This window comes from Tessaracoccus sp. MC1679 (genome assembly GCF_014164775.1).
In the GTDB taxonomy this organism is placed as follows: Bacteria; Actinomycetota; Actinomycetes; order Propionibacteriales; family Propionibacteriaceae; genus Arachnia.
In genome coordinates this window covers 130,014-156,724 of the sequence record NZ_JACJGB010000008.1, presented here as the reverse complement: position 1 = coordinate 156,724, position 26,711 = coordinate 130,014, and the positions used below count along the sequence as shown (strand labels likewise).

The following is a 26,711-nucleotide window of genomic DNA, read 5'->3' as shown; positions in this document are numbered from 1 at the left end:
GCGTCACCAAACAAACTAGGAGGTTCTCGTGGCTCGGATTCTGATCGCCAGCGGGGTGGGGCCTTACGCCGACCCCTGGCACCCCTTCGAGCGCACCTCGCCGCTCATCGCCGAGATCCTGCGCGGGGCCGGGCACGAGGTCGAGCTGCGCGACACCGTCGCCGGGTCGCTGCTCGACATCGCCAGCTTCGACCTCTTCGTCGCCAACGCCGGCGGTGGGATCGCGGAGGCCGGGGAGGCACCGTCGGACACCTTCGACGCCGACCTCGCGGCGCTGCGTGACTACCTGGCCGCAGGGGGTCGCGTGCTGAGCGTCCACACGTCCAACGGCGCCTTCGGGCAGCTGCCGGAGTGGCGTCGGGCCGTCGGCGGCAACTGGGGCCCTGGCTCGTTCCACCCCGAAATCGCCGACGCCACTTTCCAACCTGCGCCGAGCGGGGTCGGGCACCCGGTGTGGGAGGGCCTTGAGGAGGTGTCGGCCTTCGACGAGAGTTACTCGGGTCTGGTGATCGACCCGGGTGTCGCGCCGTTGGTGCAGCACACCACCGACGGCGCCACTCACGTGATGGGCTGGGCCGTGGGCGACGCCGTCGTCTTCGACGGGTTGGGGCACGACGAGCGTTCATACGAGTCGCCGTCGCGTCGTCGGCTGCTGGTCAACGAGGTCGCCTGGCTGCTGCGGGGCTAGTGGGCGTTGCCAGGCCCTTCGACCTGGCGGCTCGTTCCTCGCCGGTCGGGCTCAGGGGCCAGCCCAGTGTTCCTCGCGGCCCGGTGAGATCGTGAGGTCGACCTCGTTGCCCTCGGGGTCGGCCACCGTCCACCAGATCGGGCTGGCGTCGCGCACCACGGTCCCGCCCGCGGCCAGGGCGGCCTCGAGTCGCGCGGCCACCTGGTCGTCGGGCACGAACAGGTCGATGTGGATGCGGTTGCGCTGGGCGAGGCGGTCGGCGTCGCTGGCGTCGAGGTCCTGGAAGACGAGCGGCATGTTGAGCTGGCGCGGGTCGACGATGTCCGTCACCCCTTCGCGCGGGTCCTCCTCGTAGCCGAGCGTGGCCGACCAGAAGCGTCGGGCGGCCGGAATGTCGACCGCGTCGATAACGACCTGGACGAACCTAGGTGTACCGAGCCAAGAGGTTGGTGACAGTGCGTCGGTATTGACGTGAGGGAGGACCCCCGGGTGGGGTGTGGCTTGTCGAAGGTCACATCTCACACCCGGAGGTCCTCGTGTCCCACCGTAACGCCCGCCTCAACTTCCATGGCCGCAAGCTGCTGGTCGACCGGGTCCGAAGCCAGCACTGGCCGGTCGCCCATGCAGCGAAGGCGATGGGGATTTCACGTCAGTGTGCTCACCGCTGGCTGGCACGCTGGGACGCCGAGGGCGAGGCCGGTCTGCATGACCGGTCCAGCCGGCCTCACGCGTGCCCGACCGCGACGCCAGCCATGGTGGAGGACCTGGTGGTGGCCGCCCGTCAGGAGCACCGACGCGGCCCGGGCTGGATCGCGGCCGAACTCGGGCTCGCGCCGCGGACCGTGACCCGGATCCTGCACCGACGGGGCATGCCGCCCCTGACCTGCCTGGACCCGATGACCGGCCAGGTGATTCGCACCTCGAAGCAGACCGCGGTCCGCTACGAACGCGAACGTCCCGGCGAACTGGTGCACGTGGATGTCAAGAAGCTGGGCAAGATCCCCGACGGTGGCGGCTGGCGGGCCCGCGGACGCTCCGACACCGTCGTCGCCAAGAACAAGCGGCCCAAGATCGGTTACGACTACGTCCACTCGATGATCGATGACCACTCCCGCCTGGCTTACAGCGAGATCCACAACGATGAACGCGTCGACACCTGCGCCGGGGGGCCGCGAGCGGTTGGCGGACCTGCTGGATCGGCTGGAGCCGGAGCCGCTGGGGGAGCAGCCGAGGGTCGCGCTGGCGCACGACTACTTCACGCAGCGGGGCGGGGCCGAGAGAGTCGCCGTCGCGCTCCTCGAGGCGTTCCCGGGCGCGGAGATGACGACGGCGCTCCACAATCCTGCGACCACCTACCCCGAGGTGGCGGAAGCAGACCTCAACCTCTCGCCGCTCAACCGCCTCCCGTGGCTTCGGCGCGACTTCCGGCTCGGCCTCCCGCTGTTCGGGTGGGCGTTCTCCCACACCGAGGCGGGCAGGGGGGCCGACGTCGTCATCGCCTCCAGCACGGCGTTCGCGCACGGGGTGAAGACGGACAAGCCGAAGATCGTCTACTGCCATTCGCCAGCGCGGTTCCTGTACCTGGTGGACGACTACCTGGGGAAGAAGTGGTGGCGGACGCCCGTGGGCTGGGGGCTCATGGCGCTTCGGCCGGCGCTCGTGCGGTGGGACAAGCGGGCCGCGCGCTCGGCCGACCTGTACCTGTGCAACTCGACGGTGGTGCAGCAGCGGATCCGGGACGTGTACGGGATTGAGGCGCGGATCGTGCACCCGCCGGCGACGCTCGACCCGGCCGACCCGCGGGAGCCGATCCCCGGCGTCGACGAGGCGGGTGGGCACTTCCTGCTGGTGTCGCGGTTGATGCCGTACAAGAACGTGGACGTGGCGATCGAGGCGTTCCGGCGGATGCCGGGGGAGCGGCTGCTGATCGTCGGGCGCGGGCCGTTGAAGGAGCAGTTGGGCAGGGACCTGCCGTCGAACGTGACGATGGTGGAGGGGATCTCGGATGCGCAGTTGCGGTGGGCGTATGCGACGGCGGCCGCCGTCGTGGCTCCGAGCAGGGAGGACTTTGGCCTGACGCCGATCGAGGGGTTCCGGTTCGGGACGCCGGCGTTGGCGTTGCGGGCGGGGGCTACCTGGACACCGTCGTGGAGGGTGTGAGTGGGTGGTTCTTCGAGGAGGCGACGGCGGAGGGGATCGTCGAGGCTGTGGGTCGGCTGCGGGCGGAGCCGATCGCCAGGGCTGCGGTGGTGGGGCACTCGGAGGGGTTCACGCCGACGGCGTTCGTCGTCGGGATCCGGGGTGCGGTCGACGAGGCGCTGGGGCGGACATGAGGGGTGGGGTGGGTTGGGCGTTCACCGTGGGCCTACCCCCGCGTAAGCGGGGGGCCTGAATCCACCGGCCAGCCCAAGCCCGGCGTGTCCGGCATCGCCCGCAGACCTTAGAGGTCCCGGAGCCTGCCGCCCGCCTGCTCGCTGATGGGTGAGGTTGACATGGTCGCTGATCCTAAGGGGAGGGGCACGGAACGCTGAACCGGCACGCTACTCATGGCGGCCGCGCGCGGCTTGGGCCGCCGAACTACGGGCGGCCCATGGCGTAGCGAAGAGCCAGGGTACGCCCCGGGTTACGCGCTCCAGGGCCAGCGGCCCGGCGATCCCTGCGGCCGTGCCGAGGGCCAGATGGATCGCGGGATCGACGATGCCCATGCGGGCAAGCACCACGCGGGTTCCAGCCGTGAAGAGAACGTGGGCGAGATAGATCTGAAGCGAGAGTCGTCCAGGTAGGCGAGGACGGCCCCAGCGACGGCCATCCGGCCCAGCAGGATCGAGACGGCCAGCGTCGCCCCCAACGCGCCCAGCACGCCGGCCACCCCAGCCAACACCGACACGAGTCCCCGGTCGGGGTCGATGATGGTCGGGACTGTCACCCACGGCACCGAGGCCGCCCACTGCCACACCGCGCCGCCGGTCAAGACGATCCCCACCAATGCCCAGGATCGAGATCTGGCCGCCCAGCGGGCGAACCGGTCGAACGTCACCAGGGCCCCCAGGACGAACCACGCAACCAGCGGCAGCCCCCGCGTGAAGATGAACTCGCCCTCCCAGCCCCAGAACGCCACACTGGCCAGCACGGTGAGGCTCACGACGAGGAGGCGGAGCCGTCCACCCCACCACGGCGAGAGGATCACCACCACGACGGTGGCCAACATCAGCAACGGCAGGAACCACAGGGGGCCAAGAGGTCGCCAGACGCTCAGCACCTGCCACCACGTCACAGGAACGTTCTTGACCGACGACGTGAGGACCTCTGCGGTCCCTTCGATCAGGGTCCAGAGAAGGAACAGGTAGGCGAGCAGCGAGAGTCGAGCGCGAAGGTAGCGTGCCCGCCCATCTCGCTCGACGGGGCGCGGCATGAGCAGCCCCGTCGCGAAAGCGAAGACCGGCAGGTGGAGCAGGTATAGTGCGCGATCCATGACGGCCCAGACCGATTGCGACGGGTCCACGAGTCCTGCTGCGAAGAGCCCACGGAGGGCATGTCCCACCACCACGCAGGCGATCGCGATCCCACGGGCCACGTCGAGCGAGCGATCCCGCGACGCCTCAGGCGCTGCCCCGCGCTGGCCCGCGGTCGCGATCTGTTCGGGGCTCAATAGGCACCGCGGGAGGCCAGCACCGCGGTGACCGTCCGGCCCAGGATGGTCAGGTCCTGCAGCATGGACCAGTTGTCCACGTAGTACAGGTCGAGGCGCACGGTGTCCTCCCAGGGTAGGTCCGAGCGGCCCGACACCTGCCACAGGCCCGTCAGACCGGGGCGGACGTCCAGACGGCGCAGGACGTGATCGTCGTACCGCGCCACCTCGTGGGGGAGGGCAGGGCGGGGGCCAACCAGGCTCATCTCGCCGCGCAGGACGTTCCAGAACTGCGGGATCTCGTCGATTGAGTAGCGCCTGATGAACCTGCCCACACGGGTGATCCGCGGGTCCTGGGCCATCTTGAAGAGGACCTCGCCGTCGGAACCGTTCGCCGCCAGGAGCGCCTGCCGCCGCGCCTCCGCGTCGGGGACCATCGAGCGGAACTTGTAGAAGCTGAACGGTTCGCCCTTGAGGCCCACGCGGGTCTGCTTGAAGAACACCGGGCCGGAGTCCTCCAGCTTGATCGCGATCGCCACCACCAGGGTGATAGGGAGGGAGAGGAGCAGCAACGCGCCCGAGCCGACGACGTCGAAGATCCGCTTCAGCCAGCGCGACGCGTGCTGAGCCCGCGGCTGCTCGACGTGCACCAGCGGCATCCCAGCCACAGGGCGGACCTGCAGCCGTTCCGCGGAGATGTCCGTCAGCGCCGGGACGACGATCATCTGGGCGTCGTGGTCCTCCAGTTCACGGGCCATGCGGTTGAACATGTGCGCACGGGGGAAGGAGCCGGTGGCGAAGATGACGGCCGCGGCGCCGGTGGTGCGCAGCACGACGGGCGCTTCCTCGGGGCTTCCCACCACAGGAATCCTCCCCGCGGTGTAGGCGCCCTGAGGAGTGCTCGAGGGCGCTCCGACGATCTCGAACCCCAGCCACCGCTCCCGACGCAGGACGCGGGCGAGGTCGTCGATGTGTGCCTCATCCCCGGCGATCAGGGTGGGAGTCATCAGAAGACCCCTCATCCGGGCGGTGTGCAGCCCTCGACGCATGCCCAGCCGACCGACCAGCAGCAGCGGGATGCCCACCAGGAAGAGCAGCACGAAGAATCCGCGAGATAGGGGGTACCGGAGCAGGTATGCGCCGATCCCGACGACGGCGGCCACCACGACGGAGGCGTTCAGGACCCGCCGATACTCCAGCATCCCCGCCCCGAGGAACCGCGCCTGGTAGGCCCCGCTGATGCCGAGGGCGCCCAGCCATCCGAGCGTGAGAGCCACGGCCCACGGCCGGACGTTGGCCTCCACGTCGGCGGCGTCCGGGAGGAACCCCAGCTGCGACCTGCCCCACAGGGCAACGCCGGTGGCCGCCGCAAGGAGGATCGCGTCGAGGACCAGGAGTCCGAGCACCTGGGTTGGGACGGCGATGTTGCCGGGCAGAGTGAGCGACCGCAGCTTCGTTGATTGGAAGCGGTACGGGATGCCAGGCGCCTGGCCTGCCGAGATTTCGCGGATGGTCATGTGGACTTCGCTCCCCCATAGAAGCCGACCTGGAACCATGCGGCGTGCGGTCAATTTCCCCCGGTTTCGCTTAGCTCGCAGCCGATTCGCTGTGCACTTCGCAGACCCGGCCTCGCAGGCTCCAATCTTGTTCAGATCCTAGAGGGCATAGACGTTCGGCCATAATCGGCCCGGCTTTTGGATCAGATGCCGGATGTGTTGCCGGAGGCTGGTCTTGCCGCGCCTCCATCGATGTTCATGAGGATCTGCTCGGCGCGGGCGAAGTCCGCTGGGGTGTCGATGTCGATGGCCTCGACCTCGTCAAGGACGAACAGCTCGATGTGACCGCCGAGGCGGTTGTGGAGGGTCTCGTAGATCTCGGTGCGCGTCACGTAGATCGAGCCGTTCTCGCGGTACTTGAGGCTCTCGGGTGCGATGTCCTGGCGGCGGGGGCGGCTGGTGTAGTCATAGTCCGCCGTCGCCGGGTGGGCGAGATTCCACAGAAAGGGGGTCTCGGGGATGACCGAGAGCATTGAGTCGGCCCCGGACGCCTCGAACTCGGCCAGTGCGCGGGCCAAGGTGCCGGGCAAGCGGACGGGAGAGGTGGCCTGGAGGAACATCACCACGTCGGGCCGCTCGCCACGCTCGGTCAGCGTGGCGATGGCGTGCTCGATCACAGGTTCGGAGGCCGTGGTGTCCTGGGCGAGCTCGGCGGGGCGGTCGATGACTTCGGCGCCCGCGTCGCGGGAAACGGCGGCGATCTCGGGGTCTTCGGTGGACACGATCACCCGAAGTCCGGGGACGGCCAGAGCCTGTTCGATGGTCCACACGACGAGAGGCTTGCCCGCGATCGGCAGGAGATTCTTACGAGGAATCCCCTTCGAACCCCCGCGGACGGGGATGACGCACACGTTGGTCATCGGGTCTCCTCTCCCTGACGGGGCCATCATGTCAGTTGCGGAAACCGGGTGCCAGCGAACAGCCTGCGGGATGCTGGGGAAGGTGGGCTTGTCAGCACAAGTTTCTCAGGCTTCGAGGCCGCCCGGAGCGCTCTTCGAGCGCCGGGGCGGCACCTCAGCCAGCGGTGGGGGAGCGCCGGGGCGGCACCTCAGCCAGCGGGAGGGAACGCGGGGCGGCACCTGCACCAGCGAGGGCGGCCCCGGGCTGTGAGGAGCGAAGCTCCGCGCGGCCGGGGGTCAGCCGGCGAGCAGTGCCTCCTCGGCTTCCTTCGTCCACACGCCGTTGTTCAACAGTGCCGCGACATGCGGGAGCTTCTCCGGCATGTCCACCAGGCGGGTGAGCGGGAGGTCGTGCAGCGACGGGTACACCATGATCTTGCCGCCCGAGGTGCGGTTCATCACCGACTCGATGGCATCGCGGAACCCGGCCATCCCCGTGACCGCGTCGAGGGAGATGTGGGTGTCGATGATCCCCTCCTCGATCTTCCGCAGCACCGTGCGCATGTCCGACACGTCCGAGCCGCTGGTGCCCAGCATGAAGATGCGCCGCTCGATGATCCCCTGAAGGTCGAACGAGCCGGTGGTGCCCGCCGGGATGCCGGCGAACGCGTTGATGATCGCGCCCTCGGCTGCCAGGTCCACGGCCTGCGCCACCAGCGCGGGCACCGGAACCATGCAGGAGAGGTGCGTGTAGCCGGGCTCCAGCTTCGTGGTGCCGGTGTTGATGATGCTGAGCTCAATGCCGTTCTTGTCCGCAACCGGACGGGTCAACGACTCGAGGTGCGCCAGGCGCTCGTCGCTCAGGTCGGTGCCGGCCACCGAGATGCCCGCGATCCCCGACGTCAGCGCACGGATGGTGTGCATCTGGCCCATGGGGCCGGCGGCGCCGATGATGGCCACCTTGTCGCCGTCGCGGATCTCGCCGTTGGCGGGGATCCAGGCGTAGCCGTCGGCCGGGTCCGATCCCGTGGTGCCGCAGAAGCGGATGAAGTCGTAGTGGACGCGGCCGATGTCGAGCTTGACCGGGCCCTCGATGCGGCCGCCGTCGAGCACCACGCACAGCACTCCGCGCATGCCCAGCAGCCCGCCCAGCCTCTCCAGCACAGCCGCGTCGGACCCGCGGTAGATGATGTCGTCGAACGCGTTCCCTGCGAGGGTCTCGACGTCGCCCGGCTCGAGCCGCACGATCTCGGCAGGCTCATTCGACGCGACGAACGCATCCAGCCCGGACACCTCGCCGTCGGCCACCACCAGCATCCGGCCTCCGGCCTTGGGGTGGTTCCGCTCGGCCCACGCGTACGAACCCTCGACGGTGGCCCAGGGCTCGATGAGGCCCACGGCCGCGGCGGACGGGCCGTCGGTGACGTGGATGAGGAACTTCTCGCCGTCGGGTGCCACGACGCAGCGCTCGTCGACGACCACGTACTCCTGCAGGGCGCCGTCGAAGTTGTAGCCGAACGCGCCGTTGGAGGCGGGGGTCTTGAGGTGCTTCCAGTCCGCCTGGACCAGGACGCGGTCGCCGACGGCGAAGTGCGTCACCTGGTCACCCACCGCGACAATCCTGGCCACCGGCTCATGGCCGGGAACGACGGGGGCGGATCCGGGGTGGTAGCTGGGGATCTCTGCGAGGGCGTCGAGGTCGATTCCGGAAACCACCTCGGCCTTGCGGGGGTGCGAGTCGAAGGCGTGCAGGAGCTTGGTGTCGCTGAAGCAGATGCCGCAGGACTCCACCTTGAGCAGCAGCTGGGTGGGGCCGACGGGGTCGACCGGCTTGGCCGGATTGTGGATGAACTCATCCACCCCGGTGATCTGGATGGCGTGCTGCGTGGCCGGGAACTCCGTCACTGCTACTCCTTCGTCGAGCATGACTGTGTGCTGTATTGCCCTCGAATCTATGCCAGCGTCGCCCCCGTGAGAAGCTATCGGCAGGCAATTGGGCATCCGCCCACGGCGCTGCCGCCGGGGTGGTCGACGAAGGAGGCCGGGCGCGATGCTGACCCCGGAAGCAGGCGATCTCGACCTCGCCGTCCGCGCGGCCTGGCTCTACTACGAGGACGGCCTGACGCAGGCGCAGGTGGCTGCGCGGCTCTATGTGTCGCGGCAGACGGTGGGACGGCTGCTCGAGACGGCGCGCCAGCAGGGCATCGTGCGGATCGAGATGGACGCCAACTACCTGGCCGCCCTCGGACTGGCCACGCAGCTGCGCGAGCGGACACCGCTGACCGACGCCGTCGTCGTGCCCACGCTGAGCGGGCCCCTGAGCAGGGAACGCACCAACGAGCGGGTGGCGGCCGCGCTGGCGGCCTACGCCCGGCGCTACCTGCATCCCGGGGTGGTGATCGGCGTGGGCTGGAGCGACACCGTCGCCCGCGCGCTCACTGTGCTCTCCGCCGAGTCGCTCGACGGCGTCACGCTCGCCTCGGCCGCCGGCACCATCGACAACGTCGCGCAGCTCGTCGCGGAGAACCCGGCGGCTGTCCGCTGCCTCCGCACTGTCCCGTCGCCGCTGTTCGTCTCGAGCGCCGAGCTGGCGGAGTCGCTGCGGACCGAGGACGCCGTCGCCAAGGTGTTTGACCTGGCCCGCAGCGCCACGCTGACACTGACTGGGGTGGGCGCGGTGCGCCCTGGAGGGTCGGCGGTCCGGACCGGGATGGTGACCGACGACGACGTCGCGGCCTACGCCGCCGCCGGGGCTGTGGGCGACATGCTGGGGCACTGGTTCGGGCGGCGCGGCGAGGAGATCTCCGGGTCCGCCTCGGACCGCTCGGTCTCGCTCAGCCTCGCCGAGCTGCGCGCCCTGCCGAACGTGGTGGGCGTGGCCGCCGGGGCCGAGAAGGTGGAGGCCATCCGCGGCGCCATCGCCGGCCGCTACCTTGACGTGCTGGTCACCGACGAGCCGACGGCGCAGGCCCTGCTGGGCCGGCCGACGCCCCCATGACCTCGCCTTCGGAGCCCCTGGGCGAGACCATGCCGGGCACCGTCGTGGTGGTGGGGTCGATCAACGCGGACCTCTCCGTCGAGGTGGCTAGGCACCCCACCCCGGGGGAGACGCTGCCGGGCCGGGACGCGTCGATGCGCCCCGGCGGGAAGGGCGCCAATCAGGCGGTCGCTGCCGCCCGGCTCGGGGCTACCGTCGCGATGGTGGGCGCCGTGGGTGACGACGCGAACGCCGAGGTGGCGCTGTCCGGGATCATCGCGGCCGGGCTCGACCGGACGCACCTGGGGATGGTTCCTGGACCGACGGGGCTGGCCATCGTCGTGGTCGACGCGGTGGGCGAGAACTCCATCATCGTGGTGCCGGGTGCGAACGGGCACGTCGACGCGGCATTCGTCGATGAGGCGGCCGACGCGATCCGGGCCGCGGACGTCGTCGTCGCGCAGGGCGAGATCCCGGCCTCCGGCACAGTCCGGGCCGCGGAGCTGACCGCCGGCCGCTTCGTCCTGAACCTGGCTCCCGTGACCGCCCTCCCGCTGGAGGTCATCCGTCGCGCGGATCCCCTCGTGGTCAACGAGCACGAGGCGGGGCTGGTCCTCGCGATGCTGGGCCCCGAACGCGAGGCCTCTCAGCAGGACGCCCACTCTGAGGTGGCGCGTGCCCTGGTCGGCGCAGGGGTGGCGTCCGTGGTGATGACGCTGGGCGCCCAGGGCTCGCTCATCGTCGGCCGGGACACCGAAATGACCGCGGTTCCGTCGGCGCCGGTCACCGCCGTCGACTCCACAGGAGCAGGTGACGCGTTCGTGGGCGCACTCGTCTCCCGCCTCGCCGCGGGCGAGACGCTGGTCGACGCGGCCCGCTTCGCCTCGCGTGTGGGCGCCTTCGCCTGCACGCGGCCCGGAGCCCAGGACTCCTACCCTGGCCTCGACGACCAGCTGCCTGTGCTGCCCTGAGCGGGATACGCACCTGTGCGCATTTCCCGTGCGCCCCCGCTGGGGGAGTGTGGTGCCACGCCCGGACAGCGGGCCCGACACGAGAGGGGAGCTCACCATGAGCGCGAAGAGGATCTTGCTGAAGACGGCGGCGGCCAGCGCCGTCATCCTGCTGGGGACCACCACGGTGGCCTCCGCACACCACTGCTACAAGGACCAATGGGCAGACGCCGCCTATCAGCATCACCTGGCCGGCGGAACCGCCTGGATGCCGTTGAGCGACATGGGCGCTGAGTTCCTCATCCCCGACCACCTCAAGGAGGCCTGCGGCTGGGCCGCCGACACCGCGGTTCAGGAGTTCATGGAGGCAGAGGGCCTCGAGCAGGAGCCCCTCATCCACTCCAAGGCGATCACCGGCGGCGGCGCATACGCCAAGGGCAAGGCGCCCAAGCCGTTCAGCTACCTCACTGAGGCGCAGTTCGGGTCTCTGACGGAATCGCTCCTTGGCTACGTGGCCGAGTGCGCGTCGGAGCTGCCGGACTGACCTGATGGGATGGGGCCGGGGAGCCATCCCCGCCCCTGCGCCCGTAGCACCGCCGTCAGCCTGTCCGCCGCGCCCAACTTCCGGTACAGGTGCTCCAGGTGCTTGTGGACCGTCCGCTTGGAAACTGCGAGCCGGGTGGCGATGGCCTGGGCCGTGAGCCCGTCGGCCAGCAGTTGCAGCACCACCCGCTCCCGGGGCGTCAGGGGGCACACCTCCTCCGTTTCTCCGACGGTGGCGAGGGCCGCGACGTGGCGGTCGAGGGCCCGCAGCAGGGGCTGGAACACCGCCATCGTCTCGACTGCGCGCTGGGTGATCGGGTGGTCGGAGACCAGCACCCAGCCTGTATACGGGGAGGACGCGCTTATGGGGTCGAGCGGCACGCTGAGCTGGTGAACGCTGAGCCCGAGCCGTTCGATGACGCCCATCGTGGAGGGGAGGAGCCCGAGTCCGGCGCGCATGGCGTCCACCATCAGAGCAGGCGTAGCTGAGCCGACCCGGGCCTGGAAGCGCGTGAGCGGATGCAGTGCAAGGTCCGCGGGGGTGGGCAGGAGGTGTGGCGGCGGCGCTGGCGGGGCGCCGTCGACGAAGAAGCTCACCGAACGGCAGGTGAAACTCACCCGCGACACGATGTCGGTGCCGGTCGCGTCGCGGAGAGCCGCAGCCAGCCGTGTGCGTGCGATACCCGCTGCCGGCGCCTCCAGGACGTCCGCCGCCGCTCTGACCAGCACCTGGGTAGAGTCCATGGTTCAGCCTGCCATCTGACTCAACGCATGTCGAGACCCTTGTCAGGTCGTTCGCGACCCTTCAGGGATCGGGAGCAGCGGCAGGCGTCAGGGGTGGTGCAGCGGACCCGAGCCGCTGCCCGCCCAGACGGCGAGGTCTCGGAGCAGGTCGCGGTGCCCGCCTGAGTCGTAGGAGCGCTCGTCGTGCCCGAGGAGGTCGACGGCGACCCGCGCGGCGCCGTGTCGTCGGATCCAGGCGGTGGGCTCCGGGCCACCCGGGCCCGCGTGAGTGGCCACCACGTGGCGCCGACCCACGAACTGCAGGCTGAGGTAGCGCTCATCGTCCACCCGGAACTCGCTGGACCGGCCATCCTCCTCGATCGAGATGCGCCGGATGGTCGCCGTGTCCAGCGGGGGGTGCCAGGACCGCTCGGGTACCCAGATGGCGCCGACGGCGGCAGCCCAGTCCGGGTAGTCCCGCAGGCTCGCCACCGCGATGTGGATCGCCAGCACACCGATGCCGCGGCTGAGAGCGGCCGCCAAGCCGGCGGGTCCGGGGGCGTCCGGAGGGAGGCGGTGGTCGGTGTCCGCCCACGGGTCGCCGGCATTGACCACCACCAGGTCCACCCCGTCGAGGCTGGTCATGGCGTGGTCGACGTCGTGGTCAACCTCGACGATGAAGCCGGCCTCGGCGAGCGCCCCGGCGATCCTGGGCGTGGTCCGGTCGAAGGGGTGCCACGGGTCCGCGTAGCGGCCCGTGCCGCTGGCGATCAGCGCGCGCACGGCCGTCAGCTGGCCACGAGCTGTGGCCACCCCGTCGAGAAGTACTCGACGAAGGGCTCGCCGACGCAGTTGTCGCGGAGCTGCTGCTTGGAGACGGGGAACGACGGCCCGGGGTAGTGGGCGTCGGCCAGGATCCGTTCGGCGATCCGCTGGTCCGCGATGGCGGCGCGCCCGACCACGACGAAGTCGACGCCCGTGGCGAGCGCGGCGGTCGACGTCGGGCCGCTGCCCACCTTGCCCGCGATCCCGAGCCTGGTGCCTCCGCGGGGAAGGTCGACGAAGTGGCTGACCAGTGGGGCGTCGCCGTCGGCGGCCCCCTCTGGGAGCTTGGTGACGTCCCACAGGGAGAGGTCGAGGTGGTCGAGGCCGCCCTCGGCCATCAGCTCGCCACTGAGCTGTGCGATCTCGGGGGTACTCAGGCCGAATCGTTCCGTCGAGAGCCGGAGTCCGAGGTGGAAGTCCGACGAGGTGGCCGCGCGGACGGCGGCGATGGTCTCGCGAAGGATGCGCGACCTGCCGTGGAGGTCGCCGCCGTAGCCGTCGTCGCGGGTGTTGTGCGCGTCCAGGAACTGGCACAGCAGGTAGCCGTGGGCCCCATGCAGCTGGACGCCGTCGAATCCGGCCTGCTCGGCACGGGCGGCGGCTGCCGCGAATCGGGCCACCACGTCCTCGATCTCGGCCGTGCTGAGCGCCCTCGCGCCCGTGCTGGCGTCGTCGAAGGGACCGACGGCGGGCTCGCCGGATGCGTCCGGGTCTGCCTTCGCGCCGCCGTGGTGGATCTGGACCAGCGACGCGGCCCCAGCTTCGCGGATGCCCGCGGCCAGCCGCTCGAGACCAGCCAGGTGTGACTCGTCGCTGATTCCGAGCTGCCCGTTCCAGGCCTTGCCGGGCTGCGCCACGTACGCGGCGGCGGTCATCACCATGCCGAAGCCGTGGCGGGCGCGGGCGAGCAACCAGTTGATCTCGGTGTCCGAGAGCGTGCCGTCGGGGTTGGACTGCTTGTTGGTGAGCGGCGCCAGTGCGAGGCGGTTGCGCCAGGCGGGGCCGTGCGAGAAATCGAGGGAATCGGAGAGCTTCGTCACGAGACTGAGACTACTTGGCTGGCACGAGGCCCCCGCCGGGGGCCCACGGTCCTGGCGGCGACGAAGAGAGTGAGAATCCGGGGAGATGGCCCCGTATGTGCCCTATCTCCCCGGAATCTCACTCGGAAGGAGTCTCGGGAGAGGGGTGAGGGGCGATCCGCGGTCGCGAACCATACATCGAGCAGGCGCGAACCATACATCCAGCAGGTGGTGAACCATACATCCAGCAGAGTGCCGCCCTGATGCGGCCCGCACCGGGGTGCACGACACGCCGTCGCACCTGCCTCTCGCCGTCGCATGTGCGCATGGAGAGCGGGTCGGACGGTGTGTCGTGCACGAGGGGGGAGGCCAAGCCTCGAGGGGGCGGGGGAGCGAGCGACGGTTGGGCCCCGGCCCCGTCGCCGTCCGCGTAGGCTGGGCCGCATGTCAGAGTCAGAACAACCCACAGAGAAGTTGGATCCCAAGGAGGCCATGCGCCAGGCCCTCGAGCGCAAGATGGCGGCAGAGCACCTGTCGGCCGCGCAGGGCGTCGAGGCGGACCGCGGCCAGGGTCACGCCCACGGCAAGGTGGGCGGCAAGCGCGAGTTCAGGAGGAAGTCGGGCGGCTGACGACCGCGGCACCCCGCCAGCCTGCGGTGGGTGTTCCTCCAGAGTGGGCCTCGGGTCGCTGAGGAGCTCGAGACCCGATCTGGTGGAACACCTACCGCGGGGGCTGCCTTCCAAGCTCCAGTCCAAGCCCCATGAACAAGCGCGGGTCGGTTTCGACGCAGCTGGCGCTTCGCGCCGGTTGGCTAATCCGAAAATGCCCCGTCGCACCTAGTCAGCTCGATTAGCTGAATACGGCATTTTCCGCGCTGAACGGGCGCCCCGCGAGGGGCGACCCTGACTCAACCAGCGGTGTAGGCCCGGCCCGATCAGCGGAGTAGGGCCGGTTGGCTCGATCAGCGGAAATGGCAAGTGGCCCGCCCCTCAGGGGACGGGCCACTCGCGTTGCCGGGATCAGTCGGCCAGGCGCTCGTTCAGCTTGGTCAGCAGGTCCACAGCGGCCGCCGGAATGATGGTGCCGGGCGGGTAGATGGCGTCTGCGCCGTGCTCGCGGAGCTCGTCGAAGTCCTGGGCCGGAATCACGCCACCCACGACGATCATCAGATCTTCACGGCCCAGCTTGTCCAGCTCCTGACGCAGCGCGGGCACCAACGTGAGGTGACCGGCGGCCAGGGAGGAGACACCCACCACGTGGACGTCGGATTCGACGGCCTGGCGGGCCACCTCTTCCGGCGTCTGGAACAGCGGGCCTACGTCGACGTCCATGCCGAGATCCGCATAGGCGGTGGAGATGACCTTCTGGCCACGGTCGTGACCGTCCTGGCCCATCTTCGCCACGAGGATGCGCGGGCGGCGACCCTCCTTCTTCTCGAACTCCTCGACGAGCTTGCGGGCTGTCTCGATGTCCTCGTTGGAGCCGGCTTCGGTGTTGTACACACCTGAGATCGTACGGATCTGAGCGGTGTAGCGGCCGTAAACCTTCTCCAACGCGTCGGAGATTTCGCCGAGGGAGGCCTTCGCGCGGGCTGAGTCGATGGCCACCTTGAGCAGGTTGCGGTCAGGATCTGTCGCGTCGGGGTTCGCTGCCACCCAGGTGAGGCGCTCCAGCATCTGCTGGGTCTCGGCCTCGTTGCGCTCGGCGCGGAGCTGCTCCAGCTTGGCGATCTGGGATGCACGGACGGACTTGTTGTCCACCTTCAGCACCTCGAGCGGGTCCTCGCTGTCGAGGTTGTACTTGTTGACGCCGATCACCGGCTGGCGGCCGGAGTCGATGCGGGCCTGAGTGCGGGCCGCGGCCTCCTCGATGCGCATCTTCGGGATGCCCTGCTCGATGGCCTTGGCCATACCGCCGGCCTGCTCCACTTCCTGGATCCGCTCCCATGCCTTGCGGGCGAGCTGCTCGGTGAGCTTCTCCACATACGCGGAACCGGCCCACGGGTCCACCGTGCGGGTGGTGCCCGACTCCTGCTGCAGGAACAGCTGGGTGTTGCGGGCGATGCGGGCGGAGAAGTCCGTCGGCAGCGCGATGGCCTCGTCGAGGGCGTTGGTGTGCAGCGACTGCGTGTGCCCCTGCGTGGCGCCCATGGCCTCGACGCAGGTGCGCACGACGTTGTTGTAGACGTCCTGCGCGGTCAGCGACCAGCCGGAGGTCTGCGAGTGGGTGCGGAGCGACATCGACTTCGGGTTCTTCGGCCCGAACTGGCGCACCAGCTTTGCCCACAGGATGCGCGCGGCGCGCATCTTGGCGACCTCCATGTAGAAGTTCATGCCGATGGCCCAGAAGAAGGACAGGCGAGGCGCGAACTGGTCCACGTTGAGGCCCACCGACTCGCCGGCGCGGATGTACTCCACGCCGTCGGCCAAGGTATAGGCCATCTCGATGTCCGCCGTCGCCCCGGCCTCCTGCATGTGGTAGCCGGAGATGGAGATCGAGTTGAACCGGGGCATGTTCGCCGAGGTGTAGGCGAAGATGTCGGCGATGATCTTCATCGACGGAGCCGGCGGATAGATGTAGGTGTTGCGGACCATGAACTCCTTCAGAATGTCGTTCTGAATGGTTCCGGCGAGCTGCGCGGGCTTGACGCCCTGCTCCTCGGCCGCGACAACATACAGCGCCAGCACCGGCAGCACCGCGCCGTTCATCGTCATGGACACAGACATCTGATCCAACGGGATCTTGTCGAACAACTGGCGCATGTCCAGGATGGAATCGACGGCGACGCCGGCCATGCCCACGTCACCGGCCACGCGGGGGTGGTCCGAGTCGTAGCCGCGGTGGGTGGCGAGGTCGAACGCGATCGACAGGCCCTTCTGGCCGGCGGCCAGGTTGCGGCGGTAGAACGCGTTGGACTCCTCAGCGGTGGAGAAGCCCGCGTACTGGCGGACCGTCCACGGCTGGTTGACGTACATCGTGGCGTAGGGGCCGCGGAGGAACGGCGGGATGCCGGGCGCGGTCTCGAGGAAGTCGAGGCCGGCGAGGTCCGTATCGCCGTACAGCGGCGGCACCAGGATGCGCTCGGGGGTCTGCCACCCGGCGGAGTGCCCGGTGGACTCGATGATGGCCTCGAACTTGCCCGCGGCGTCAGCCGAGACCGCCTCGGTCAGCTCGATGTCTGTGAAACGGGGGACGGTCATGCTCAGGCTCCCATCTTGTTCAGGGTGGTGGTCAGCAGTTCGACCACGTTCATGCCGTCGAACACGTTGCCGTCGACGGCGCCCTCGGCGCCCTCGCCCAGCTCCTTGATCTGGCCGGCGACCAGGACGGTCTCGGCCCCGGCGGCGCGCAGGGCCTCGGCCACTGCCACGCCCTGGGCGGCGTAGACCTTGGCGCTGGAGCACAGCACCGCGACCTTCGCGCCCGACTCGGTGAGCTGCCGCGCGAAGTCCTCCGGCGTCTCGCCCTCGGCGACGATGGTGTCGAGCCCGCCCACATGGAGCAGGTTCGAGGTGAAGCCCTCGCGGCCGCCGAAGTCGCGGCGGGCGCCGAGGCAGGCCAGCAGCACCGACGGCGCGTTGCCGGCCTCGCGGGCGGCAGCCGAACGGTCGCGGAGGTCCTCGAACACCTGGGTGTCGCGGACCACCTTCAGGCCGCCGAGCTCCGGTGCCGCGGGGCGGGCCTTGCGCTCGAGCGCGGCCTCCTCGTGGTTGGGGAACATCGACACGCCGGTCAGCTGAATCTTGCGGGTGGCCAGCTGGGCCGCGCGGGCGGCGTTGACCTCATCCAGCTGGGCCTTGACGGTGCCGTCGGCCAGCGCCGCGGCGAAGCCTTCGCCGTCGAGGCCTTGGAACACGGCCCATGCCTTGTCGGAGAGCTGCCTGGTGAGCGACTCGACGAACCACGAGCCGCCGGCCGGGTCGTTGACGCGCCCGACGTTGGACTCCTCAGCCAGCACCACCTGCGTGTTGCGTGCGGTGCGGCGGGAGAAGTCCGTGGGGAGGCCCGCCGCGGTGTCGAAGGGAAGGACGGTCTGAATCTCGGCCCCACCCGCGGAGGCCGCGAAGCAGGAGATGGTGCCGCGCAGCATGTTGACGTAGGCATCGTCGCGCGCGATCTGGCGCTCGGAGGTGACGGCGTGCTGGATGGCGCCCCGCTTGGACTCGGTGACGCCCAGCACTTCGCCCACCCGCGACCACAGGCCGCGCAGCGCGCGCAGGCGGGCGATGGTGGCGAACTGGTCGGTGGTGGAGGAGACGCGGAACATGAGCGAATCGAAGGCCTCGTCGACGGTGAGGCCCGCCTCGGTGAGCGCGCGGACGTATTCGACGCCCACGGCCACGGCGTAGGCCAGTTCGTGCACGTCGCCGGCTCCGGCGTTGTGGTAGACGGTGGCGTCCACGACGACCGGCCGCACGCCCGGGTAGGGCTTGGCCAGCTCGACGGCCTGGGCCAGGACGCTGAGGTCCGCGTCGGTGCCGGCCAGGGCGGCCGCTCCGATGGGATCAACGCCGAGGTTGCCGGTGAGCGTGGCCGCGTCCTTGTCCGAGGCGGCGAGGAACTCGACCAGCGCTGTGGCTGCCTCGAGCTGCTGCGTCTTGGAGGTCAGGTAGACCGGGGCGAGGTCCAGGAGGACGTCGGCCAGGACGGTCGGCAGGTCCGCCACCGCGACAGCATCGGGATCAACGCGCACATAGACGGCGGTGCCGCCACGCTCGAGATCGGTGAGGATGGCGCGCCGGGTCTCGGCCGCGTCGGGATCCTCATGCAACTGGGCGATGTGCCACGCGTCCATCTCGCCGTCACGCACCGTGGTGCCGCGGACGAAGGGGGCCACGCCTGGGTAGCCGAGCTCCTCCACGCCGTCGCTCTTCACGTACAGGGGCTTGATGGTGAGGCCGTCGACGGTGGAGCTCGACAGGCGCTTGTACGCCTGCTCGACTGTGAGCTCCTTGCCCTCGGGCCGCTTTCGGTTCAGGACCTTCAGGACCTCTTTCTCCCAGTCCGCCTGGGAGGGAGTGTCAAAGTCTGCGGCCAGGCTGATGTCGGCCGCACTGGTGGCTTGATCGCTCATCGCTCTCCGTCTTGTCTCGGGGGGTTTACACCCACGCCACCACACTAAACCAGCGGGGTACCCCTCCGAGGCTGGGGCGGTGATAGGTCAGACCGACCTCTCCTGGTATTCTCAGCGCCCGCGTTCGGCCATGGCCGGGGGTCGGTCGCCGCGGATGGAAGCCACCATGTCGAGGGTGCGACGGGTAGCGCGCACGTCATGGGCTCGGAAAACGGTTGCCCCCAGCCAGGCGGCGACGGCGGTGGCGGCCAGGCTGCCCTCGAGTCGTTCGTCGGTGGGCAGGCCGAGGGTCTCGCCGACGAAGTCCTTGCGGCTGATGGCCTGCAGGACCGGGAACCCCAGCGCGACGACGCGGTCCGTGGCCCCGACCAAGGCGAGGGAGTTGGGCGTGGTCTTGCCGAAGTCCAGGGTGGGGTCGACGAGGACGCCGTCGGGGCGGATCCCGGCGTCGAGTGCCCTCTGGGCGCCGGCGCGGAGGACGCGGAGGACATCTTCAACGACAGCCTCACCGGGGCCGTAGTCGATTCCGCTGGGATCGGTCCGCGGGGGGAGCCCGCCGGTGTGGGAGACGACGTAGCCGGCGCCGAGTGTCGCGGCCACGTGGACGAGATCCGGGTCCGCGCCCTGCCAGGTGTCGTTGACGAGGTCGACGGCGCCCTCGCAGGCCTGTGCGACCTCGGCGCGCCAGGTGTCGAGGCTGATCGGGAGTCGCGGGAAGCGCTCCCGGAGGGCGAGGACGAACGGGCGGACGCGCGCGATCTCCGTGGCCTCGTCGATCCACTCACCCTCCTGGCCTGCGCGCACCCCTCCGACGTCGACGAGGTCGACGCCCTCGTCCACCATCTCGACGGCGCGGGCGAGGGCTGCATCGTCGTTGAGGTAGCGGGCGGAGGCGTAGAAGGAGTCGGGCGTGCGGTTGATGATGCCCATCACGGCGGGCCGGGAGGCGTCGAAGCGGAGTCCGCGCAGGACCAGCGGGGCGGGCTGAGGACGGGTCACTCGGAGAGTCTAGGTGGGGTCTGCCGGCCGCTCACACCGATCCCTGAGGAGGTCAGCGTCGCGAAGCGACCGCTGGCCGGTCTTGAAGGGTCGTGGCCCGAACCGGAAGGCAGCCTCTGCCCAATGTCGCGTCGCGACCCTTCGAGACGACCCACGGTCGCTTCGCGACGCGGGCCTCCTCAGGGATCGGGGAGAGGCTTCCCAGCGGGAGGGAGTTGGGGAGTGACAGGATGGTCAGGTGAGTTCCCCCGCGCGAATCATCCAGGTCGGCGTCAATGGATATGGCCGGCATCACCTCGAGGCCATCGCCGAGATGGAGGCCCTTGGCAGGGCGCAGCTGGTGGCCGCCGTCGATCCGCAGCCCGGCGCCTTCGACACCGCGCCCGTCTACGACACCGTCCAGCAAGCGCTGTCCGAGCACCCCGCCGACGTGGTGAGCATTGCCGCGCCCATCGGTGCCCACGCCGCGCTGGCCGTCCTGGCGCTGGAGCACGGCGCCGACGTGCTGCTCGAGAAGCCGCCCACCGCTTCGCTTGCCGAGTTCCGCACGCTGCTCGACGCGGCCGAACGGACGGGCCGCGCCGTGCAGGTGGGCTTCCAGGCGCTCGGCTCGGACGGGATCGACATCCTGCAGGTGGTGCTCGCCGACGGCAAGGTCGGGGGCAATGCGCGCGTCGTGGCCTGGGGGGAGTGGAGCCGCGACGTCGGTTACTACAGCCGAAGCCCATGGGCAGGGCATCGCGTCTTCAACGGCGCCCGGGTGGCCGACGGCGTGGTGACCAACCCGCTGGCTCACGCCGTGGCCGCGGCCCTTGCCGTCGCTGGAGCACAACGCGCTGACCAGGTGCGATGGGTGGACTCCGAGCTGTACCGCGCGCACGACATCGACACCGACGACACTGCCTGGGTTGAGGTCGGCACCACGGTGGGCGTCTCGGTCCAGGCCGCGCTGACGCTGTGCGCGGAGTCCAAGGGTGATCCGTCGCCGAGTGTCGCGGTGGTGGGGGATCGCGGTTCCGTGGTCCTCCGTTACACCGACGACGAGGTGGAGTGGCGCCTGGAGGGCGAGCCGGAGCGCACGGAGCAGGTGTCGCGGCAGGGTCTGCTGGCCAACCTGCTGGACCACCGCGAGCATGGTGCCGCGCTCCTGGTGCCGCTCGTGGAGACGGGCGCGTTCATGTGCGTCCTGGAGGCCAGCCAGACCGCTCCGGAGCCGCAGCCCGTCGACCCCGCGTTCGTGACCTGGTCCGGCGACGGCGACGCGCGTGTCCCCGTGATCCACGGGATCGCCGACGATCTGGGCCGGGCCGTGCGCCAGGGCCGCCCGTTCTCGCGCGTCGACGCGCCCTGGGCGACCACCGCACCCACCCGCTGGGTCCCGTAGACCATCGTTATCAGAGTTTGGGTGACGAACCGCACCCGCTGGCTGAGGAGCGACGAGCCTCGAAGCCTGGGAAAGGCGAGCTGACAAGGACACTCTCTTAGGCTTCGAGGCCGCTTCGCGGCGCCTCAGCCAGCGGTGTGGGCTGCTCCGCGGCGCCTCAGCCAGCGGTGGGGGCCCGCTCCGCGGCGCCTCAGCCAGCGGTGGGGGCCCGCTCCGCGGCGCCTCAGCCAACGGTGGGGGCCCGCTCCGCGCCACCTCAGCCAACGATCCCGCTATCGGTCAACCCGGGCGTTGCCGCCGCCGGCGAGCTTGAGGACCTCGGCGGCGGTCACCATGGAGGTGTCGCCGGGAGTGGTCATGGCTAGCGCCCCGTGGGCGGCGCCGAACTCGACGCAGGTGGAGAGCGGCTCCCCGGTGAGGAGACCATAGATCAGGCCGGAGGCGAAGGAGTCGCCACCGCCGACCCGGTCGAGGATCTCCAGGCCTTCGCGGTGCGTGGCCTGCACCATGCCGGTGTCGGCGGACCAGGCGACTGCGCCCCAGTCGTTGGTGGAGGCCGAGCGGACGGTGCGCAGGGTGGTGGCGATGACGGCCATGGTGGGATACGCCTCCGCGACCTGCTCGATCATGGCCTTGAAGCCCTCGATCGGCAGTTCCGCGAGGTTCTCGTCGACGCCTTCGACCGCGAAGCCGAGGGCCGCGGTGAAGTCCTCCTCGTTGCCGATCATCACGTCGACGTACTTGGCCAGCTCGCGGTTGACCTCCTGCGCGCGGGCCTGGCCGCCGATGGTCTGCCACAGGCTGGGGCGGTAGTTGAGGTCGTAGGACACGGCGGTGCCGTGCTTCTTGGCGGCCTTCACCGCGGCGAGCGCGGTCTCGGCGGACTGCTCGGAGAGGGCGGCGTAGATGCCTCCGGTGTGGAGCCAGCGCACGCCCTGCTCGCCGAAGAGTCGGTCGAAGTCGATCTGGTCGGGGCGCAGTTGGGAGATGGCGGTGTGGCCGCGGTCGGAGACGCCCTTGGCGCCGCGCATGCCGAAGCCGCGTTCGGTGAAGTTGAGGCCGTTGCGGACGGTGCGGCCGACGCCGTCGCTCGTGGCCCAGTTGATCCATTGGGTGTCGACGCCGCCGGCGAGGATGAAGCCTTCGATGAGGTGGCCGACCTCGTCGTCGACGAGTGCGGTGACGGCGGCGGTGGGCAGGCCGAACACGCGGGAGAGGCCGCGGATGACGTTGTACTCGCCGCCGCCCTCCCAGGCGGTGAAGGAGCGGGCGGTGCGGATGCGCAGGTCGCCTGGGTCGAGGCGCAGCAGGACCTCGCCGAGCGAGACGGCCTGATAGCGGCAGTCGTCGGCTGGGCGGAGGGTGAGGGTGCCCATGTCAGGCCGCCTTTCCGAACGAGGCGACCGCGGCAGAGGCCTCGGTGCAGAGGCGGCGGATGGTGTCCATGTCGCCGGCGTCAACCAGATTGGCGGGAACCATCCAGGAGCCGCCGACCGCAGCCACGTTGGGCAACGTGAGGAAGTCGGCGAGGTTGCCCATTGCCACGCCGCCGGTGGGGATGAACCGCACCTGCGGGAAGGGGGCGCCGAGGGCCTTGAATGCGGGGGCCCCGCCGTACACGCCGGCGGGGAAGAACTTCAGCGTGGTCAGGCCCAGGTCGAGCGCGGCCATGATCTCCGACGGGGTGACCGCGCCGGGGAAGACCGGCAGGCCGTGGTGCTGGGCGCGCCGAACGACCGCAGCGCTGAAGCCCGGGCTGACGATGAACTGCGCGCCGGCGTCTACCGCCTGGTCCACCTGGCTCACGCTGAGCACGGTTCCAGCCCCCACCAGCAGGTCTGCGTTGGCGCTCATGCGCCGGATCGCCTGGGGCGCCGCGTCCGTGCGGAACGTCACCTCGGCGATCGGGATGCCGCCTGCCACCAGTGCTTCGCCGAGCGACTCTGCGCGGTCTGCCTGGTTGATGACCACCACCGGGATGATCCGATTGTCGGCCACATACATGAGCCCTCCTTGGCTTGCGTGGGATGAAGTCCTGGCAAGGATAGCGCTTTCCCTTCCTTCCCTCTAGTGTGGTTGATGCTCGCTGTGGCGGGTGCCCGGCCCATCCTCACCGTGGAGGTCCCATGAAGTTCGACACTCAACCCGGTCGTCTCCTGCTCGTCGACGGCGACGTCACTGTCGCCGAATACGTCTACGCACCGACGGAGGTGCAGCTGGAATCCCCGCGTCCCTACGCACTCCTTCGGACGCGGTCCGGCGCGGATGTCACCGCCTACCGCCCGGCAGACCATGTCTGGCACAAGGGGCTGTCGCTGGCGCTCCCCGTCGTGGGGGCTCACAACTTCTGGGGTGGCCCCACCTACGTCCACGGCAGTGGCTATGTGCAGCTGCCCAACAACGGCGCCCAGGTGCACCGATCCTTCGAGATCGGCACCGACGACGGCCCGGCCGAGCTCGTGGAGCAGCTGGACTGGGTGGCTGAAGACGGTTCGCTGGTGCTGACCGAGGAACGCCGCCTCACGGCCCGTCCCGTTGATGACGCCACCTGGGCGCTGACCTGGCACAGTGCGCTGACGAACGTCTCGGGCGAGCAGTTGGGATTAGGGTCGCCGACGTCCAAGGGCCGGGAGAACGCCGGCTACTGCGGCATCTTCTGGCGTGGCCCCGACACTTTCACCGGTGGCGAGATCCTGGCGCCGTCGGGGCCCGCGGGCGACGCGGCACGCGGTGAACCGGGCCCATGGCTGGCCTTCGCGGCCGCGGACCGCTCCGCCGGAGTCCTCATGCTCGACGGCGCTGTGGCGCCGAGCCCGTGGTTCGCCCGCAGCGAGGAGTACGCCGGCCTGAACCCCGCACCGTTCTTCTTCACCGAGACGCTGCTGCCGCCGGGGGAGACGCTCGTGCTGTCCGCGGCGCTCGTCGTCGGCGACGCCGACGTGGCCGGCCATGCGGCGGGCGTCGGGGCGGAACTCGTCGCTGAACTCCGCGCCATCACTTCCACCGCCGCCACGGATTCGGGGGAGTCCGCATGATCCAGACCCTTCGCTGCGCCATCGTCGGCACCGGCGCCGTGGGCCACTTCCATGCGCGGGCCGTGGAGTCCCATCCGCGGGCCGAACTGGTGGCGGTCAGCAACCAGACTCGGTCCAAGGCCGACGCCTTCGCGGCGCAGTGGGGGAATCCGGCGGTCTACGACACCCTCGACGAACTCCTGGCCGCGGAGCATCCGGACGTGGTGCTGATCTGCACCCCGCCGGGCGTCCACCGCGACCAGACGGTCGCGTCGTTCGGCGCGGGCGCGCACGTGGTGGTGGAGAAGCCTCCGGCGCCGTCGCTCGACGAACTCGACGAGATGCGCGCGGCCGCCGCTGCTGCCGGCAAGGAGCTGGCTGTGGTGTTCCAGCAGCGGACCGGCACCGCCGCGGCGCATGTCCGCGAACTGCTCACCCGCGGCGCCCTGGGGCGCCCGCTCATCGCGGTCTGTGAGACGTTGTGGTTCCGTGGAGCCGACTACTTCGCCGTGCCGTGGCGCGGGAAGTGGGCCACCGAGGGTGGCGGCACCACGCTGGGGCACGGCATCCACCAGCTGGACCTCCTGGGCTTCCTGCTGGGTGACTGGGCCAGTGTGCAGGGGCGTCTGTGGCGGCTGGACCGCGAGACCCAGACCGAGGACGCCTCCACCGCGACCATCACGTTCGCCGGGGGGACGGTGGCTCAGGTGGTCACCAGCGCGGTCTCTCCGCGCCAGGTCAGTGCGGTGCGGATCGACACGCAGAAGGCGACGGTCTCCGTCGAGCACCTCTACGGCCACGGGCACGAGAACTGGCAGATCACGCCCGCCCCCGGGTTCGAAGTCGAGGCCGAGGCGTGGCGTTTCCCCGAGTACGAGGAGCGCAGTGACCATGCGCCTCTGCTGCGAGACGTCTTCGACGCGCTTCTTGCCGGAGAGCCGCTTCCACCCACGGCCGATCAGCCCGCCCGCTCCATCGAGATGGTGGCCGCGATCTACGCCTCCGCCGCCGCCGACGGCGCCCTCATCACCCCCGCCGACCTCGCAGCCCACCCCACCCACCGGCACGGGTTCACGAGCCCCGTCACCGACATGCGGGTCGAGCGTGACCACCGGGGAACAGTGTGATCCGATGGTAAACGTTTCCCAGGATCCTTTACGGTCCTCACAACCAAGCTTCTTGGGACAAAACTGGGGCGTCCTCTTGTGGCGCGGGGCAGTGACGTGTCAGGATAGGGGAAAGCGTTTACCAATGTCGTCCAAACGCAAGCGATAGATAGGAACTGAGAGTGTCAACGACTTTGAAGCCTCTGCCCGCCGAGATGGTGCAGGGATCCCGTTCCGTGCGTGAGATCGGGATCATCATGAACGGGGTCTCCGGCCGCATGGGTTACCGGCAGCACCTGGTTCGGTCGATCCTGGCGATCCGGGATCAGGGAGGCATCGAGCTCTCTGACGGTTCCCGTGTCACCGTCCGGCCGCTGCTCGTGGGCCGTAGCGAGTCGAAGCTGGCCGAGTTGGCCGCCAGGCACGGCATCGAGGACTTCACCACTGATCTGGATGCTGCTCTGGCGGATCCGCGGTGGGAGATCTATTCGGATTTCCTGGTGACGAAGGCGCGTGGGGCGGCGCTGCGGAAGGCGATCGCTGCGGGAAAGACGATCTACACGGAGAAGCCGACGGCCGAGTCCGTCGAGGAGGCCCTCGAACTGGCCCGCCTCGCCGCCGCTGCGGGCGTGAAGACCGGTGTCGTCCACGACAAGCTCTACCTGCCCGGCCTCCAGAAGCTGAAGCGCCTCGTCGACTCCGGCTTCTTCGGCCGCATCCTCTCGGTGCGCGGGGAGTTCGGATATTGGGTCTTCGAGGGCGACTGGCAACCCGCACAGCGTCCGTCGTGGAACTACCGTGCTGAGGACGGCGGCGGCATCATCGTCGACATGTTCCCGCACTGGAATTATGTGCTGGAGAACCTGTTCGGGCCGGTGCGCAGCGTCTACGCACAGGCGGCGATCCATATTCCGGAGCGGTGGGATGAGGCTGGGAAGGCATATCAGGCCACCGCGGAGGATGCCGCGTACGGCATCTTCGAGCTCGACGGCGGCATCGTCGCGGAGATCAATTCCTCCTGGACGGTGCGGGTGAACCGCGACGAGCTGGTGGAGTTCCAGGTCGACGGGACGCACGGCTCCGCTGTGGTGGGATTGTTCGGCGCAAAGATCCAGCACCGAGTGGGGACGCCGAAGCCGGTGTGGAACCCGGACCTGGCCGATGATCATGATTACGCCGCGGATTGGGCCGAGCTGCCCACCAATGAGGTGTTCGACAACGGCTTCCGGCAGCAGTGGGAGGAGTTCCTCGCCTCCTACGTGCAGGGCACCCCGTACCCGTTCGACCTGCTCGCCGGCGCCCGCGGAGTTCAACTCGCCGACGCGGGCCTGCGTTCCAGCCGCGAAGGTTGCAAGGTCGTCCTCGACGATTTGCTGCTGGGCTGA

Annotated in this window: 24 protein-coding genes and 1 pseudogene; 12 read left to right on the top strand and 13 right to left on the bottom strand. The window is 69.8% G+C overall.

Going from position 1 to position 26,711, the window contains the following annotated elements; translation table 11 throughout:
- Positions 1-28 precede the first annotated feature (28 nt).
- On the top strand, positions 29-688 hold the full coding sequence (locus tag H5398_RS14220; RefSeq protein WP_182800463.1) for a ThuA domain-containing protein: 660 nt from the start codon (positions 29-31) through the stop codon (positions 686-688).
- A 51-nt stretch (positions 689-739) separates the two neighbouring features.
- Here H5398_RS14220 and H5398_RS14215 read toward each other — a convergent pair whose 3' ends face one another.
- Positions 740-1,210 (bottom strand): VOC family protein, encoded by a 471-nt coding sequence (locus H5398_RS14215; RefSeq protein WP_182800462.1) that lies wholly within the window; start codon positions 1,208-1,210, stop codon positions 740-742.
- Between the two features lie 14 nt (positions 1,211-1,224).
- Between H5398_RS14215 and H5398_RS14210 the strand changes: the two are divergent.
- The 3 genes and pseudogenes from H5398_RS14210 to H5398_RS17480 form a co-directional block, all read left to right on the top strand.
- A pseudogene (locus H5398_RS14210) lies at positions 1,225-1,854 on the top strand (leucine zipper domain-containing protein); the annotation flags it as partial.
- On the top strand, positions 1,790-2,848 hold the full coding sequence (locus H5398_RS14205; RefSeq protein WP_370586136.1) for a glycosyltransferase: 1,059 nt from the start codon (positions 1,790-1,792) through the stop codon (positions 2,846-2,848). The pseudogene H5398_RS14210 and the gene H5398_RS14205, both read left to right, overlap by 65 nt.
- Positions 2,836-3,021, top strand: a complete 186-nt coding sequence (locus H5398_RS17480) for a hypothetical protein (RefSeq protein ID WP_255443758.1) — start codon at positions 2,836-2,838, stop codon at positions 3,019-3,021. The genes H5398_RS14205 and H5398_RS17480 overlap by 13 nt, the downstream gene beginning before the upstream one ends.
- A gap of 290 nt (positions 3,022-3,311) precedes the next feature.
- Here H5398_RS17480 and H5398_RS14200 read toward each other — a convergent pair whose 3' ends face one another.
- The 4 genes from H5398_RS14200 to H5398_RS14185 form a co-directional block, all read right to left on the bottom strand.
- Positions 3,312-4,262, bottom strand: a complete 951-nt coding sequence (locus H5398_RS14200) for an acyltransferase family protein (protein WP_370586144.1) — start codon at positions 4,260-4,262, stop codon at positions 3,312-3,314.
- A gap of 71 nt (positions 4,263-4,333) precedes the next feature.
- Positions 4,334-5,833 (bottom strand): sugar transferase, encoded by a 1,500-nt coding sequence (locus H5398_RS14195; protein ID WP_182800460.1) that lies wholly within the window; start codon positions 5,831-5,833, stop codon positions 4,334-4,336.
- A gap of 182 nt (positions 5,834-6,015) precedes the next feature.
- Positions 6,016-6,732 (bottom strand): cytidylyltransferase domain-containing protein, encoded by a 717-nt coding sequence (locus H5398_RS14190; protein WP_182800459.1) that lies wholly within the window; start codon positions 6,730-6,732, stop codon positions 6,016-6,018.
- Between the two features lie 276 nt (positions 6,733-7,008).
- Entirely contained in the window at positions 7,009-8,616 is a 1,608-nt protein-coding gene (locus H5398_RS14185) for an alcohol dehydrogenase catalytic domain-containing protein (protein ID WP_182800458.1), read from the bottom strand.
- A 145-nt stretch (positions 8,617-8,761) separates the two neighbouring features.
- On the opposite strand from H5398_RS14185, the gene H5398_RS14180 reads away from it, so the two are divergent.
- From H5398_RS14180 to H5398_RS14170, 3 genes are all read left to right on the top strand, one after another.
- A complete protein-coding gene (locus H5398_RS14180) occupies positions 8,762-9,709 on the top strand; it encodes a sugar-binding transcriptional regulator (RefSeq protein ID WP_182800457.1) in 948 nt (315 codons plus the stop codon).
- Positions 9,706-10,659: a ribokinase gene (locus tag H5398_RS14175; protein WP_255443757.1), complete on the top strand. Its 954-nt coding sequence runs from the start codon at positions 9,706-9,708 to the stop codon at positions 10,657-10,659. The genes H5398_RS14180 and H5398_RS14175 overlap by 4 nt, the downstream gene beginning before the upstream one ends.
- A 97-nt stretch (positions 10,660-10,756) precedes the next feature.
- A complete protein-coding gene (locus tag H5398_RS14170; RefSeq protein ID WP_182800456.1) occupies positions 10,757-11,182 on the top strand; it encodes a hypothetical protein in 426 nt (141 codons plus the stop codon).
- Here H5398_RS14170 and H5398_RS14165 read toward each other — a convergent pair.
- The 3 genes from H5398_RS14165 to H5398_RS14155 form a co-directional block, all read right to left on the bottom strand.
- A complete protein-coding gene (locus H5398_RS14165; RefSeq protein ID WP_182800455.1) occupies positions 11,146-11,925 on the bottom strand; it encodes a helix-turn-helix transcriptional regulator in 780 nt (259 codons plus the stop codon). The two genes, H5398_RS14170 and H5398_RS14165, sit on opposite strands and share 37 nt — an antisense overlap.
- A gap of 87 nt (positions 11,926-12,012) precedes the next feature.
- A complete protein-coding gene (locus H5398_RS14160) occupies positions 12,013-12,687 on the bottom strand; it encodes a ThuA domain-containing protein (RefSeq protein WP_182800454.1) in 675 nt (224 codons plus the stop codon).
- Positions 12,688-12,692: 5 nt separating this feature from the next.
- Positions 12,693-13,769, bottom strand: a complete 1,077-nt coding sequence (locus tag H5398_RS14155) for an NADH:flavin oxidoreductase (protein WP_182800453.1) — start codon at positions 13,767-13,769, stop codon at positions 12,693-12,695.
- Positions 13,770-14,192: 423 nt separating this feature from the next.
- On the opposite strand from H5398_RS14155, the gene H5398_RS14150 reads away from it, so the two are divergent.
- Entirely contained in the window at positions 14,193-14,378 is a 186-nt protein-coding gene (locus H5398_RS14150; protein WP_182800452.1) for a DUF5302 domain-containing protein, read from the top strand.
- A gap of 390 nt (positions 14,379-14,768) precedes the next feature.
- On the opposite strand, the gene scpA is transcribed toward H5398_RS14150, so the two are convergent.
- The 3 genes from scpA to folP form a co-directional block, all read right to left on the bottom strand.
- On the bottom strand, positions 14,769-16,949 hold the full coding sequence (gene scpA / locus H5398_RS14145; protein ID WP_182800451.1) for a methylmalonyl-CoA mutase: 2,181 nt from the start codon (positions 16,947-16,949) through the stop codon (positions 14,769-14,771).
- Positions 16,950-16,951: 2 nt separating this feature from the next.
- The gene (mutA, locus tag H5398_RS14140; protein ID WP_182783194.1) at positions 16,952-18,823 is read right to left on the bottom strand and encodes a methylmalonyl-CoA mutase small subunit; all 1,872 of its coding nucleotides are present in this window, start codon (positions 18,821-18,823) and stop codon (positions 16,952-16,954) included.
- Between the two features lie 111 nt (positions 18,824-18,934).
- Positions 18,935-19,822, bottom strand: coding sequence for a dihydropteroate synthase (gene folP, locus H5398_RS14135; RefSeq protein ID WP_370586135.1), 888 nt, complete (start codon positions 19,820-19,822; stop codon positions 18,935-18,937).
- A 238-nt stretch (positions 19,823-20,060) separates the two neighbouring features.
- Between folP and H5398_RS14130 the strand changes: the two genes are divergently transcribed.
- A complete protein-coding gene (locus H5398_RS14130) occupies positions 20,061-21,206 on the top strand; it encodes a Gfo/Idh/MocA family oxidoreductase (RefSeq protein ID WP_182800450.1) in 1,146 nt (381 codons plus the stop codon).
- A gap of 272 nt (positions 21,207-21,478) precedes the next feature.
- On the opposite strand, the gene H5398_RS14125 is transcribed toward H5398_RS14130, so the two are convergent.
- A complete protein-coding gene (locus tag H5398_RS14125; protein ID WP_182800449.1) occupies positions 21,479-22,582 on the bottom strand; it encodes a sugar kinase in 1,104 nt (367 codons plus the stop codon).
- Position 22,583: 1 nt separating this feature from the next.
- Entirely contained in the window at positions 22,584-23,210 is a 627-nt protein-coding gene (gene eda / locus H5398_RS14120; RefSeq protein ID WP_182800448.1) for a bifunctional 4-hydroxy-2-oxoglutarate aldolase/2-dehydro-3-deoxy-phosphogluconate aldolase, read from the bottom strand.
- A 122-nt stretch (positions 23,211-23,332) separates the two neighbouring features.
- Between eda and H5398_RS14115 the strand changes: the two genes are divergently transcribed.
- The 3 genes from H5398_RS14115 to H5398_RS14105 all read left to right on the top strand — a co-directional run bounded on the left by H5398_RS14115 (position 23,333) and on the right by H5398_RS14105 (position 26,711).
- Complete coding sequence (locus H5398_RS14115; protein ID WP_182800447.1) at positions 23,333-24,241, top strand: PmoA family protein; 909 nt, start codon at positions 23,333-23,335, stop codon at positions 24,239-24,241.
- Positions 24,238-25,347, top strand: a complete 1,110-nt coding sequence (locus H5398_RS14110; protein WP_182800446.1) for a Gfo/Idh/MocA family protein — start codon at positions 24,238-24,240, stop codon at positions 25,345-25,347. Before H5398_RS14115 ends, H5398_RS14110 begins: the two co-directional genes overlap by 4 nt.
- A 161-nt stretch (positions 25,348-25,508) precedes the next feature.
- The gene (locus H5398_RS14105; RefSeq protein WP_370586134.1) at positions 25,509-26,711 is read left to right on the top strand and encodes a Gfo/Idh/MocA family protein; all 1,203 of its coding nucleotides are present in this window, start codon (positions 25,509-25,511) and stop codon (positions 26,709-26,711) included.